The organism is uncultured Olegusella sp. (assembly GCF_947253395.1).
Taxonomy (GTDB): domain Bacteria; phylum Actinomycetota; class Coriobacteriia; order Coriobacteriales; family Atopobiaceae; genus Olegusella.
In genome coordinates this window covers 1-12,894 of the sequence record NZ_CAMXYY010000043.1, presented here as the reverse complement: position 1 = coordinate 12,894, position 12,894 = coordinate 1, and the positions used below count along the sequence as shown (strand labels likewise).

The 12,894-nt window shown below is 47.2% G+C and carries 11 protein-coding genes and 1 tRNA gene; 9 read left to right on the top strand and 3 right to left on the bottom strand.

The genetic code is table 11. The features are described 5' to 3' along the window. The first annotated feature begins 127 nt into the window (after window positions 1-127). Window positions 128-1,222, top strand: a complete 1,095-nt coding sequence (purM, locus tag Q0X25_RS05020) for a phosphoribosylformylglycinamidine cyclo-ligase (protein ID WP_298579433.1) — start codon at window positions 128-130, stop codon at window positions 1,220-1,222. Further along, window positions 1,219-1,836: a phosphoribosylglycinamide formyltransferase gene (gene purN / locus Q0X25_RS05015; protein ID WP_298579430.1), complete on the top strand. Its 618-nt coding sequence runs from the start codon at window positions 1,219-1,221 to the stop codon at window positions 1,834-1,836. The genes purM and purN overlap by 4 nt, the downstream gene beginning before the upstream one ends. Before the next feature lie 117 nt (window positions 1,837-1,953). Here the strand turns inward: purN and Q0X25_RS05010 are convergent, their stop codons facing one another. Continuing rightward, entirely contained in the window at window positions 1,954-2,523 is a 570-nt protein-coding gene (locus Q0X25_RS05010; RefSeq protein ID WP_298579428.1) for a hypothetical protein, read from the bottom strand. A gap of 383 nt (window positions 2,524-2,906) precedes the next feature. Here Q0X25_RS05010 and Q0X25_RS05005 point away from each other — a divergent pair, with 383 nt between their 5' ends. After that, window positions 2,907-3,866, top strand: a complete 960-nt coding sequence (locus Q0X25_RS05005; RefSeq protein WP_367270397.1) for a Fic family protein — start codon at window positions 2,907-2,909, stop codon at window positions 3,864-3,866. Between the two features lie 35 nt (window positions 3,867-3,901). Here Q0X25_RS05005 and Q0X25_RS05000 read toward each other — a convergent pair whose 3' ends face one another. Continuing rightward, window positions 3,902-4,558 (bottom strand): SIMPL domain-containing protein, encoded by a 657-nt coding sequence (locus Q0X25_RS05000; RefSeq protein WP_298579426.1) that lies wholly within the window; start codon window positions 4,556-4,558, stop codon window positions 3,902-3,904. A 554-nt stretch (window positions 4,559-5,112) separates the two neighbouring features. Between Q0X25_RS05000 and Q0X25_RS04995 the strand changes: the two genes are divergently transcribed. Continuing rightward, the gene (locus Q0X25_RS04995) at window positions 5,113-6,396 is read left to right on the top strand and encodes an ATP-binding protein (protein WP_298579424.1); all 1,284 of its coding nucleotides are present in this window, start codon (window positions 5,113-5,115) and stop codon (window positions 6,394-6,396) included. Between the two features lie 112 nt (window positions 6,397-6,508). Here the strand turns inward: Q0X25_RS04995 and rlmD are convergent, their stop codons facing one another. Beyond that, complete coding sequence (gene rlmD, locus Q0X25_RS04990) at window positions 6,509-7,699, bottom strand: 23S rRNA (uracil(1939)-C(5))-methyltransferase RlmD (protein ID WP_298579422.1); 1,191 nt, start codon at window positions 7,697-7,699, stop codon at window positions 6,509-6,511. 344 nt (window positions 7,700-8,043) lie between these two features. On the opposite strand from rlmD, the gene Q0X25_RS04985 reads away from it, so the two are divergent. The 5 genes from Q0X25_RS04985 to Q0X25_RS04965 all read left to right on the top strand — a co-directional run bounded on the left by Q0X25_RS04985 (window position 8,044) and on the right by Q0X25_RS04965 (window position 12,657). Then, window positions 8,044-8,775, top strand: a complete 732-nt coding sequence (locus Q0X25_RS04985; RefSeq protein WP_367270395.1) for a LytR/AlgR family response regulator transcription factor — start codon at window positions 8,044-8,046, stop codon at window positions 8,773-8,775. 111 nt (window positions 8,776-8,886) lie between these two features. Next, on the top strand, window positions 8,887-9,621 hold the full coding sequence (locus Q0X25_RS04980; RefSeq protein ID WP_298579418.1) for a LytTR family DNA-binding domain-containing protein: 735 nt from the start codon (window positions 8,887-8,889) through the stop codon (window positions 9,619-9,621). Between the two features lie 235 nt (window positions 9,622-9,856). Further along, window positions 9,857-11,926, top strand: a complete 2,070-nt coding sequence (fusA, locus tag Q0X25_RS04975) for an elongation factor G (RefSeq protein WP_298579416.1) — start codon at window positions 9,857-9,859, stop codon at window positions 11,924-11,926. A gap of 157 nt (window positions 11,927-12,083) precedes the next feature. Next, on the top strand, window positions 12,084-12,449 hold the full coding sequence (locus tag Q0X25_RS04970; RefSeq protein ID WP_298579413.1) for a hypothetical protein: 366 nt from the start codon (window positions 12,084-12,086) through the stop codon (window positions 12,447-12,449). Window positions 12,450-12,580: 131 nt separating this feature from the next. Further along, window positions 12,581-12,657: transfer RNA gene (locus tag Q0X25_RS04965), tRNA-Arg, on the top strand. Window positions 12,658-12,894: the final 237 nt, after the last annotated feature.

Here is a 12,894-nt window from a genome sequence, read left to right as displayed (position 1 = left end):
AGGGACAAGGCCGCGGCTTACTGGTGTGTGCTCCTGTAGAAGAAATCGATGCAGCGCTTGCTGCAACGAAATAAGGGCTAGCGAACCAAGACAGACGGTCAAGGTTTCCAAACGGAAGGGTCTCGACATGAGCGATGAGAAGCACATCACCTACGCAGATGCCGGAGTCGATGTCGATGAGGGAGCGCGGGCGGTTGAGCTTATCAAACCTGCAGTTGCAGCGACTATGCGTCCCGAAGTTATCGGTGGGCTTGGTGGATTTGGCTCATTGTTTTCGATAGCAGCTTTTAAGGATATGCAAGATCCCGTGCTGGTTTCTGGCACCGATGGTGTGGGTACCAAGCTCGCTATTGCGCAGTTGCTAGGGCGCCATAATACGGTGGGCCAAGATTTGGTGGCAATGTGCGCTGATGACGTGGTGGTTGCTGGTGCCGAGCCACTTTTCTTCCTAGATTATGTCAGCGTAGGCAAGCTAAGTGCCGAGTCCATGGCTGAGGTTGTAGGTGGAATTGCTGAGGGATGCCGTTTGGCAGGCTGCGCCCTGGTGGGTGGCGAGATGGCCGAGCATCCTGGCGTTATGGATCCTGATGACTACGATCTTGCTGGGTTTGTTGTGGGTGTGGTCGATCGTCCCCATATGCTTGGTCCCGACCGCGTAAAAGAAGGTGATGTCATTATCGGCTTGCCTTCCAGCGGTATTCACTCCAATGGCTATTCTTTAGTGCGCAAGGTTGTGATTGAGGGCAAGACAGTTGACGAACTCAATATGCCGCTTGATGAGTTAGATGGCAAGAGTTTAGCCGACGCTGTGATGGAACCCACAACCATTTATGCAGGTCCTCTCACGCGCATTCTTAAGGCAGGCGCGCCCATACACGCCATGGCGCATATTACCGGTGGAGGCATTACCGAAAACCTCAATCGCGCACTGCCCAGCAATATCGATGCCTTAGTTGATCGCGGGGCTGATTACGGTTGCAGTTGGGAAGAGATGGGCGAAGGTCCCGCTTGGAACGTTCCCGCTGTTATTGATTATATAGTCCGTGAAGCAGGACTTACTCCCGATGAAGCCTATAAAACATTCAACATGGGTGTAGGAATGTCACTCATTTGCGATCCCAATGATGTAGATGAGCTTTGTGAGGCATTGGTTTGCGAGGGCTTTGAGCCTTTTGTGATGGGTGAGTGCATTGCTGGTACGGGAAAGGTTGCTTACCGATGACCATCAAAATTGGCGTTCTTATTAGTGGCTCGGGCACCAATCTGCAAGCAATTATTGACCGTATTGCAGCAGGCACGCTCGATGCGGAAATTGTGCTTGTGGTGTCTTCTCGCCCCTCTGCATTAGGTCTTAAGCGCGCTGAGGCTGCAGGTATCCAAACGCTTACCCTTAGTAAGGATATCTATGCTGAACCTATTGTTGCAGATGAGGTGATTGCTTCTAGCCTTAAAAAAGCAGGAGCAGAGTATGTGGTCATGGCGGGTTATATGCGCAGGGTACATGGCCCTATCCTGGCATCGTTTCCCAATCGCGTTATCAATTTGCACCCCGCACTGCTTCCCAGCTTTCCTGGCGCACATGCAATTCAAGACGCCTATGAGCGCGGGGTAAAAGTTACAGGCGTAACCGTACATTTTGCTAATGAGGATTACGATGCTGGTCCTATCATTGCGCAGCGCGCCCTTGCCATAGAGGAAAGTTGGGATGTCGATGAACTTGAGGAGCATATTCACGAGATTGAGCACGAACTTTATCCCGATGTGCTGCAAATGATTGCCGAAGGTCGCGTAAGAGTACGTTCCAACCTAACGGTGGAGGTTGCTGCTGCAAACTAGCTGCGTTTGTGCCGCCAACCTTTGTGTTGGCGGCACAACGTTGATAACATCGCGCGACGTGGCACAACCCTTCAAAATCAATGTTTGATTGCCCAAGCTTTGAGAGACGACGCTTCGCTACTTGCTTTCATAGGTAGTTAGTTCCATCAATACGTTCGTATGCGGCAGATAGGTGATATCAGCCGATACACTATCTTGGGGTTTCCACTTTTCTTTTTCTATATCGTAGGTGTGAGAATCAATCTCGAACACTTTGATATCGTTGCTTGCCGTGTAGCCTTGCATCTTGTAAATGATGGCATATTCATGATTATTGTCCATTTCAAAGGTCACAAAATCGAGATTCAAAGACGCAGGATGAGCTATATACGGTAAATCAAGGACTGGAGCTTTTAATAAGAAAAAACTCCCAGCGCAAGCAATCACGAGACAAATCAACCAAATGACGGTGTGTTGCCATTTTTCCTTATAAAAATAACCAAACGTCAGTAACGTGCCACCTATTACAACGGCAAAAATTCGCAAAACAATATCAGAGACATACCCGATTATGCCCTCCTGAAAATACCCGTTAGCAGAAGGAACAATGATAAGTAGCAAGCTTGCCAGAAAGAGTATAAATAATAAAAAAACACTGCCATAGGCAAGTCTTCTTCTGAGGGGCATAGTTCCTTTTTTGATCGCCATGTTCTCCACCTCATCACCTCTTGATGCAAAATTTTAGATTTATGCTTTTGACAAGAGATAGACCTCGATCAACTTCTTATTCAATTGAGCAATAAACAGTGAAGAGTACAATTTTGTGTCCCTCAGCATGAATTTTATTTACGAGTCTATTGTTTTCCAGCAACGCTCATTCATCAATGCGGCAATAACGGAGATATCGTTGTCCTTACAGTGTTTTACCAACAGCTGTTTGAACCCTTACACTCCCTTTTCAGGGGTTGCCAGAAATCTGGCGTCGCGTGAAGTAAAATAATAATTTTCAAAAATTACAGAGGTTTGGGTTTTGCCATCCAAAAATCTTTACTTTGCTCCCTATAATCTTTACTTTCGCTCGGTTTATTTAGATAATAAGTAAAGATTTAGGAGGTGTCCTTATATATAACTACGATGGGCTAAATAAAAAACTAAAAGAGAGAAATCTAAAAAAATCCGACTTAACCTCGGTGCTGAGGATTTCTTCACGTACCCTTGCCAAAATCTCAAAGGGTGAAAAACTGGCAGATAGTGTGATGTCAAAGCTGTGTAACTATTTTTCATGCAGCAAAGATGATCTGTGTCGCATCGTATCAGACAATCCCATTCTCCAAATACTGAGGGAGGAAAAGGAGCACAAAATCTCGGGCGGTCTCTACCATGAACTTCAAATTCGCCTCACCTATAACTCCAATCACATTGAAGGTAGCAAGCTCAGTGAAGATCAGACAAGGCGTATCTTTGAAACAAATACGCTTGATGCCGAAGAGAATCTTCCCGTGAACGACATCATTGAAACAGTCAATCACTTCCGCGCCATTGACTACTGCATTGACAGGGCAGAAGATCCGTTAAGCGAAGACATCATTAAGCATCTTCACTATCTCCTGAAAAGCAGGACAAAGGACGAAACACTTTCCTGGTTTAAAGTCGGTGAGTACAAATTACGCCCCAATGTGGTCGGCGGAATTGAAACGACCGCTCCCAAAAATGTGCGCACTGATATTAAAGCTCTCTTGTCTGCTTATCTAAAAAAGGAAACCTTGACGTTCAAAGACATCATCGACTTTCATTATCAGTTTGAACGAATCCATCCTTTTCAGGATGGAAATGGTCGCGTTGGCAGACTGATTGCATTTAAAGAGTGCTTAAAAAACAATCTGGTGCCCTTTATTATTGAAGACCAAAAAAAATACTACTACTACCGCGGCCTTAAAGAATATAGCAATGAACCTGGATTTCTCATTGATACCTGTTACGATGGCCAGGACAGCTTTCGTGCTCTGGTCCAGCTTTTCGGCATCGACATTTCTTCTTTAGATAAAGATTGAGAGCGCTGTCCTTAGCTACCTGGCTTGCGAACGTGTTATTTGAGCTCCCACTCAATCGTTACCGTATCGCCAACATCAATATCATCGGCTTCAATATCGATATCATACGATCTGCCGGGTGCGGGAAGACAAGATTCTGCCATGAACTCAAGAGGGCGAGAAACGACTTGTAGCTCTCCCCATGAATAATCAATGCGCTCAATTTCTCCCAGCGCCACCCCCGCAGACTCGGCCAAAATCTTTGCTTTTGCTCTGGAATCTTCCACGGCTTTCTTGAGAAGCTCGTTTTTAACACCTTCCGGATTGGAGACGGTGTACTGGATGGTAAATTCTACTTCCACAGGACAGCGTGACAGTTCATACAGTGTGCGACCGAGTTGCTGATTGTCATTTGGGAATTTAATTTCGGTCTCATGCTCAAACTTATAACCTACAAATCTGCTCTTATAATTATCGTTTTCATCCAGATAGCGTTCATATTCGGATTGAATTGAAAAGTGTGTCGTTTTGAGATCTGTTCCTGAAAGACCAGATTTTTCTAAGGCCTTCCTCAGCAACTTTGTCTGGTGTGCAGATTTTTTTATCGTTTTCGCATAATCAGAATAAACTCCACTAGCCTCAATGGCCAAGCACATGGTATCTGGTTTAACGGAAAGCTTGCCTTTTCCGGTGACTCTGATAGTTCTTCCCATAGCCACCCCTTCTTTTGACTGATTTAGTACTTATTTTCCACCTTAGACATCGAAACGACCGTCTCAACATGCTTGAAAGCTCAGTATGGATGGCTAAGTATAAGCTCGTATGAGGAAATTTGTCGACGGATATTTAACAATAGGACGGAGCACCTGTTAGAAGTCCTCGTTATCTCTTTGCCGCACGACTATCGGGACTGCGGTGGAAATCCTGGACCATATAAGGTCAGGAGAGCTACATGTACAGCTTCGATGAGAAAACGAGCAATTGAGCGACTGATTGTAGTCTTTAGCCATAATCTCGTTAAACTTATTTTTATCCATATCACCTCGCACATTAAATATTTTGCCCTTTATAACTGGGTGATATGTATTTTACACACCGCGCCTTCCAGTCATTTTACGTAACATAGCCAAACGTCGGAACAATATACCGCCAATCGTCGGAATAATATTACGCCATTCATCGGAACGAAAGCTCGCCAATCGTCGGAAAATGATGATAGAATTCATAACTACCATTAGAAAATACGAGCAGATTTAATTGAAACAGGATGGCACAGTTGAAAAAATACAGGAAAAGACTTGCCGACGATATATTGAAAAGAAAGCTAGAAGGTAAAGGCGCGATACTGATTGAAGGGCCGAAGTGGTGTGGAAAAACCACTACCGCAGAACAATTTGCAGCAAGTGTTTTATATGTAGACGATCCGGAAAAGAAAGAACAGAATCTCGCTATGTCGGAGCTAAACCCCAAGCGATTACTGAAAGGAGCTACTCCAAGATTAATTGACGAATGGCAGCTTGCTCCAAAACTTTGGGATGCAATACGGTTTGAGATTGATCACCGTAGTGAGCTTGGACAATTTATCCTAACTGGTTCTGCCGTTCCTGCAGACACTACAGAAATTACTCACTCTGGTACAGGACGCTTCGCTTGGCTAACAATGAGACCAATGAGCTTGTATGAATCTGGGGATTCCACGGGCGAAGTCAGCTTGAAAAATCTTTTTGCAAGAATTAAGGATATTGGAGGTGATTCAAACTTAAGTATTGATCACCTCGCTTTTCTTGTATGCCGTGGAGGATGGCCACAATCGGTAGATATGCGTGATGAGATTGCTTTAGATCAAGCTGTTGATTACTACGATGCTGTTGTACACTCCGACATTAACCGTGCCGATAATGTACAAAAAAATACTGAGAAAGTTAAGCGTCTTATGCGCTCATATGCAAGGCACCAAGGAGCACAAGTACCAAATACTGTGCTTGCACGGGATATTTCCACTAACGAAGATACATCAATTAACGAGGAAACCGTTGCATCTTACGTTAATGCGCTTCGCAAAATATTTGTTGTAGAAGATATGCCTGCCTGGAATCCAAACCTAAGATCAAAAACCGCCATTCGTTCATCCGATACACGTTACTATATTGACCCATCTATCGCTGCTGCAGCGTTGGGCATTGGACCAAACGACTTGATAAACGACTTAAATACTTTCGGTTTTCTATTCGAGACACTATGTATCAGAGATCTGCGCATTTTTGCAGACTCTCTCGGAGGCGAAGTTTACCACTACAGAGATAAAGATGGACAGGAATGCGATGCTGTTATTCATCTAAGAAACGGTAAATACGGTCTTATTGAAATCAAACTCGGAGGTGAAAAGCTCATTGAAGAAGGCGCAAAAAGCCTTAAAACAATGAAAGAAAAAATCGATACCGATAAAATGAACACACCATCTTTCCTTATGGTTTTAACGGGAACAGGCGACTTTGCATACTGCCGTAAAGACGGTGTTTATGTTGTTCCTATTGGCTGCTTAAAAAACTAATATAAAGAACTGCACTATCGCCAACGCGCTACCATCACAAACTAAACCTTTTGACGATAGCGGTTTGAAACCTCTGTAGTACAGGGAACAAAGGCAAATATGCACACAGCTATTAAGCCCTCAACATCAAAGCGACCGTCTCTACATGCCTGGTGTGAGGGAACATATCAACCGCACTTAACCGATCGAGACGATATCCAAGCTCACGAAGTATGCGCAGGTCCCGTAGCTGTGTCTGAGGATTGCAGGAAATGTAGACGATACGCTTAGGGTGTGCCTGGGAAAGCGCGGTTAAAAACTCCACAGTAGATCCTGCGCGCGGTGGATCAAGCAGGGCAATGTCAAAATTATTTTGTTGAGGTTTGCGTGTAGTGAGCCAATTCGTTGCATCTGCTGCATAAAAGTGGCAGTTATTTCCTAGGAGATTAGCCTCAGCATTGCGTTTAGCGCAGCTGACCGCTTCGCGCACTGCTTCTATACCAGTGATTTTGATATCTACCTTATGCTTGCGCGCCTGCACTGCGGCGCAAATACCAATAGTGCCTGTGCCGCAGTATGCATCGAGTACCTGCGCCCCCTCCTCAAGCTGTGCCGCATCAATCGCTATTTGATATAAAACCTCGGTCTGTGCCGGATTGGTTTGGTAAAAGCTCGTAGGACCAATTTCAAAGCGGCAGCCGAGCAGCTCGTCATACATAACACCACTGCCCCATAGCACGTGATTTTCTCGGCCAAGCATTGCGTTGGTGTGGCGCGTGTTGACGTTTTGAACGCACGAGGTCACTTCGGGGCACATACGTTTTAATTCGGCAGTAAAGCGACTGAGTCTGCGAACTTCTCGTCCGTTGGTCACAACGGTAAGCAGTACGTCTTTGCTCTTCCAGCCCATGCGGACAATGGCATGGCGGAGGACTCCTTGCCCCGTATCTTCGTTATAGGCAGGAATGCGCAGGCGTGTTGCTACGCGGGCAACTTCTTGCAAAATATGACGCGCATGAGGCTCTTCAACAAGACAAGCATCGCAGGAAATAATATGGTGGGTTCCCGCTGCATAAAATCCCGAGCGGAGGCGTCCTTTGGCTGCTGGTGCAAAAGGAGTCGCTGCCTTATGCCTGTAGGCAAGAGGCTCTCCACGTACACCGACAATGGGTAGGATTTCAGTCTTGTCTTGTTTGGTAAGGTCGGCGAAAAGCTGCTCGATCCATTCTTGCTTGCGGCGCAGTTGCACAGGATAGGGGACCGCGAGCCATTCGCAGCCTCCGCACGATCGAGCTATTGGACAGGTGTATGTCTTGTATCCCATGTCCACCAGTGTAGAGTACCTGCCCGCAATAATTGAGCTCAACGCGTAGCTCAGAAAAAAAGTTGCTTGTCATCATGAGTGAGCGAGTGCACACAGTTCTTCAAAGTACATCTTCCGCCACGGGAGATGTCATAGGCAAGACACAAAGCTACATCAGGAGATATTACGCCGCAGCAGGTCATTGGGGACAAAAAGATGTTGTTGGTGACATTGATAAACACAGACAGATAAATGCTCGCGACTATGAAGCATATAAAAGGATTTTTATTCGCATAGTCGCGCATTGCCTGTCTTGATGCTTGCTTGGCGTTTTTGCGCGGCGTGCTCACGGGACGGAGGCCACGGTGGTTGTTGCGGTCTACGATCCACATAGAGATGAGTGCAGGCAGATAGTAGATCTGTTGGCAGAGCTGGGACGCGCGAGTAACTCAGGTATTTTAACGAGGGTAATGCCAAGCACGAAGGCACTGTTGCAGGTTGCATGTGACTCATTGATGCCACCAGATTTAGTGTTGATTGATAGAGATTTACCGCATGAGAACGGCATTGAGTTAACAGAAAGTCTGCGACAAAAAGGCTACCGTGGACCAATATTTGTTACCGCTCCAGATGCAGATTCGGTCTTTGACGCACTGGATGCTGGCGCTACAAATTATCTAGTTAAAGGAAGCGATGTTTTTGCAAAACGCCTTGGTAAGGCGCTGCATACTACACGAGCATATATGCTTGAAGATTTGCAAGGACGCAGCATTCGGCTGAAGGGAAGAGATGGTACGCATCAAGTACCACTATCCCAAGTGAGATATTTCTCGGTTGACCGGCACACAATTTGTGGTCATTGGGGGCAGACGGTTGAGAGTCTGGAATACCGCTCGACACTCGATGATGTTCAGGAGCAGTTTGCAAATCTAGGCTTTGTGCGTTGCCATCGCGGTTACGTGGTCAACACAAGCTATATTGCGGATGCCCGTCAGCATGAGTTGACATTGTTGAGTGGCGAGCAGCTTCCTGTGGGTCGCCGTTATCGTGCGGCCTTGGAGCGGCTCAAGACATTTCCACGCACACGCTTTGGCTGAGCTGATGTGCCCCATGATGACAGCTCGATATCTTTCGTTAGAGATTTTGGCACGCTTATAACTCGCGTTTTTTCAGCTTTAGATTTTGGTTCTAGAGAGAAAGGTGATGAGGTGCGTGCGCTCGTAGCTGATAAAGACAGCGTAATGCGCAGACGAACGGTGGAGATACTGCGCGCAATTTCTGCGGAGCAGATGCTAGGTGTGCGTGTTGTTGTGGTGAGCGGTTCTGAGGCTCTGTATCAATCGGTATTTAAACGAGGACCAGCAGATATTCTCTTTTTGGATACCAATTTGCCGTTAGGTGGAGGCATTAAGATAAGTCAGGATCTGCGTCGTTTAGACTACAAAGGGTTTATTGTTGTCACTTCATGCGATGCTGAGGAAGAGTATCCAGCTTATTTGGCGGGTGCATCTGCTTTTTTGTACAAGCTTTATCCAAAATATCCCGTGCGCTTGGGGATGTGTTTGCGTACTGCGGTGCAGGTACAGTCGCAGCTTCAGCATGAATTCCTACATATGCGCTCGGGCACAGAGCGCTTTGTCCTTGCCATTCGGGAAATTCGCTACTTTTCGGTTGAAGGTCATCATGTGACCTGCTATTGGGGACCTGAACTGCACGCAACGAGCTATGCTAGTTCGCTCAGACAAATTCAGTATGACCTTGCTGAAGATAACTTTGTGCGCTGCCATCGAAACTATCTCATCAACTGTAATTTTGTAGAAAAAATTGATAAGCAAAGCGTGGCATTAAAAGGTGGGATTTGCTTGCCTGTGAGTCGTCGATACGTAAAAGAGCTGCGCTTTGCTTGCCAAGAACTAGCTGGGCCAAAGCATGCCTTTCTATAGAAGAGAGGTCAACAAGTGATGATTTTTTCTGGGCTGTTCTTTTAGCGAGAGGTTGCGTGTGCGTTATGGCAGAACTTTCGTCTTCTTTGCAAAAAAGATAAAAAAACTTACGCCTGCCGTGTCGCTGCAGCACTTGCCCGAGGAGTTGTTTATACAAGTCCACGAGTAGGTTATTGTGTGCCCAATGGCGCTTTTGCGCCCTTTCTTCGCCATTACTTCAATAGAAGGAGGAACCATGGGCACAGATTCAGGAAAGGTCAGGAATGTAGTCCTTGTGGGCCAAGGCGGCGTGGGGAAGACCATGCTGGCCGAGGCCATGCTTCACTTGACGGGCAAGACGAGCCGTCTAGGCGGACATGCTGGTACCAAACCCACGCTAGATTACGACACCGAAGAAGGTTCGCGTGGTTTTTCGATTTCCACGACGATTGCCCCGGTCGAGTGGAATGGCATGCGGATCAATGTCCTCGACGCCCCGTGTTATCCCGACTTTGTTGGTGATGCATATACGGCGATGAGTGCTTGCGAAACCGCAGTCTTTGTAGTGGATGCAGCCTCTGGAGCTGGTGCAATTACGACTCGTCTGTGGTTTGCTGCTGAAGAGCTGCGCCTTGCCCGTGCACTATTTATTAACCGCCTGGATCGTGCAGAAACCAATTTTGATACGGCTCTCGAAGAGCTTCGTGAGCATTTTGGCAACAACCTTGCTGCGGTAACCATTCCCATGGGTACGGGCAATGATTTTGCTGGCATTATTGACGTTATCCGCATGGAAGCGCATCACCTTGAAAATGGCAAGCCTGTTACAAGCGAGATTCCAGCTGAGTATCTCGAAGAGGCGCAGAAGGCTCATGAAACCTTGACGGATCTGGTCGTTGAGGCTGATGACGAACTTATGATGAAGTACCTCGAGGGCGAACCCATCACCGTTGAGGAAATTGAAGGTTTGCTTGACAAGGCATTGCGTGAGCGTGTCTTCGTTCCCGTCTTTGCGGGCTCTTGTGTCCGCGAAGAGGGGGTCATTTCCTTTATGAATGCTGCTGTTAGCTGGTTTCCTGCAATGGCTGACTTTGGTCGTGTGCCCCTCGTTAATGGTGAGGAACTTGATATTTCACCTGATGACGACCGCCCTGTTGCCTTTGTGTTTAAGAGTCTTAACGACCCGCAAAATGGTCGTCTTTCTTTCCTCAAAGTGTTGGCTGGCACGCTTACGCCAGGTCTCGAGCTTAACAACGCGCGTACGCGCAAGAGTGAGCGCTTAGGCCACCTTTATCTCATGACTGGCAAGGAGACAACTGATGTTAAGTCTGTGGCTGCAGGCGACATCTGTGTTGTGCCCAAGTTGGATGCTATGACTGGCGATACTCTTTCTGCAACAGGCAAAGTCGAGGCTGCGTCGTTCCGCTTCCCCAACTCGCTATATCGTATTGCTATCGAGCCCGATGCTCGCGGCAATGAGGGTAAGCTCTTTGCCTTCCTTGAAAAGAGTGCTGATGCAGATCCCACATTGCGCGTTGACCGTGATGAGGAGACTGGTCAAACTGTTATCTCTGCCATAGGTGAGGCACAGGTCAGCGTACTGCTTGGCCGTCTGGAGGAGCGTGCAGGTGTTACGGCTCATACAGTCAAACTGCGTATTCCATATCGCGAGACTATTCGTCGCATTGCTTCTGCTCAGGGTCGTCATAAGAAGCAGACCGGTGGCGCAGGTCAGTTTGGCGATTGCTGGTTACGCGTTGAGCCCAATCCTGGTGCTGGCTATGAGTTTGTTGATGAGGTTGTGGGCGGGCATATTCCGCGCGGCTTTATTCCTGCTATCGACAAGGGCGTTCAGGAGACCATGCGTGACGGTGTTCTTGCAGGGTATCCGATGATTGACGTGAAGGTTGCCGTATACGATGGCTCGTATCATCCCGTGGACTCTAACGAGATGGCCTTTAAGACTGCTGCGCGCATTGGTTTCCAAAAGGCCATTGAGCAGGCTGAACCTGTCATTCTTGAGCCCATGGCACAGCTAACCATTACCGTTCCCGAGAGCTATGCTGGCTCTATCATGGGTGATGTATCGGCTAGCCGTGGCCGCGTTGAAGGCATGGAGGCGGGCTCTGGCAATCAGCTGGGCTCCACTATCGTGAAGGCGACGGTGCCCTATGCCGAGGTAACCGACTATGCGACGCGTCTGCGTTCACTGTCTCGCGGCACTGGTGAGTTTGAGATGGAAATTACCAGCTATGAGCAGGTGCCTCACGATGTCCAGGAACGCTTGGCTCAGGAATATCTTGATCGTCGAGCTGAAGGTCGCTAGTTCGTAGCGAAGATATCAATCTTGGCATGTGAAATGAAGAGGGGTTGCGCTGGCAGCCCCTCTTTTTTTGCGGAAAACACTTTGAAAAAGGAACATATGTACTAATAATTGCTATTATATGGTACAGTTGTTCTATATTTCAGCTAGGGAGGGCGCTATGCTAGGGGCAAAGACTCAATGTATCCATAAGACCGATATGGGTGGTGGTGAGTATCGTGAGCTTGGCTATACGCAAACCCAAGACTGGCTAGAAATATATGAAACTTCTTGGGGTCCAGATACACAAGCGCTTTTTGGCGATCCTTCTCATACACAGAAACTTATTTTGAAAAACTCTAATCAGAAAGTGTGTACAGAATTTGAAGAGCAGCAATTTTTAAGCAGTCTGGTTTTTGCTGGTGAGTCAGGGGATATTGAGTGGCTCTCCGAAGTGCAAGATCGTCTCGATAGGGCAGAGATTCCTTATGTTTATGAGGCGTTTGCTCACGATGGGCAGCTTTATCGGCCCTTTTGTGAGGCGTAATTTATTGCGAGCTTTTTTCTAGCTTGGGCCTTGAGGGCTGCGCGACAATCTTTTCCAATAAGTTACAAGCAGGATTGATTGCAAGTTTTTCTTGACATCATTTGAAGGGGATGTCATAGTACTTCTTGCACGCGGCGTTACCTCAGCTGGATAGAGGGTCTGACTACGAATCAGAACGTCACAGGTTCGAATCCTGTACGCCGCACCAGTGAATAATGTTACAGGCACCTTCGGGTGCCTGTTTTGCTATAAATGCTTTGCCTCTCCCGCGCAGCCCACATTTTGATAGATGGTTCGTTTGTCGAGCTGCTTACCGATAGATGGTTCGTTTGTCGGACTGCTTACCGATAGATGGTTCGTTTGTCGGACGAGAGGAAAATCTGACCTGCGGTTTTATGCTTGCCGACTTCGAAACTCGAACCATCTTTTGAGGAAGCCTCATCAT

Bases quoted from the DNA above. Each gene is read 5' to 3' on its own strand.
- purM (WP_298579433.1), top strand. From the start codon at position 128: ATGAGCGATGAGAAGCACATCACCTACGCAGATGCCGGAGTCGATGTC.
- purN (WP_298579430.1), top strand. From the start codon at position 1,219: ATGACCATCAAAATTGGCGTTCTTATTAGTGGCTCGGGCACCAATCTG.
- Q0X25_RS05010 (WP_298579428.1), bottom strand. From the start codon at position 2,523: ATGGCGATCAAAAAAGGAACTATGCCCCTCAGAAGAAGACTTGCCTAT.
- Q0X25_RS05000 (WP_298579426.1), bottom strand. From the start codon at position 4,558: ATGGGAAGAACTATCAGAGTCACCGGAAAAGGCAAGCTTTCCGTTAAA.
- Q0X25_RS04995 (WP_298579424.1), top strand. From the start codon at position 5,113: ATGGCACAGTTGAAAAAATACAGGAAAAGACTTGCCGACGATATATTG.
- rlmD (WP_298579422.1), bottom strand. From the start codon at position 7,699: ATGGGATACAAGACATACACCTGTCCAATAGCTCGATCGTGCGGAGGC.
- fusA (WP_298579416.1), top strand. From the start codon at position 9,857: ATGGGCACAGATTCAGGAAAGGTCAGGAATGTAGTCCTTGTGGGCCAA.
- Q0X25_RS04970 (WP_298579413.1), top strand. From the start codon at position 12,084: ATGCTAGGGGCAAAGACTCAATGTATCCATAAGACCGATATGGGTGGT.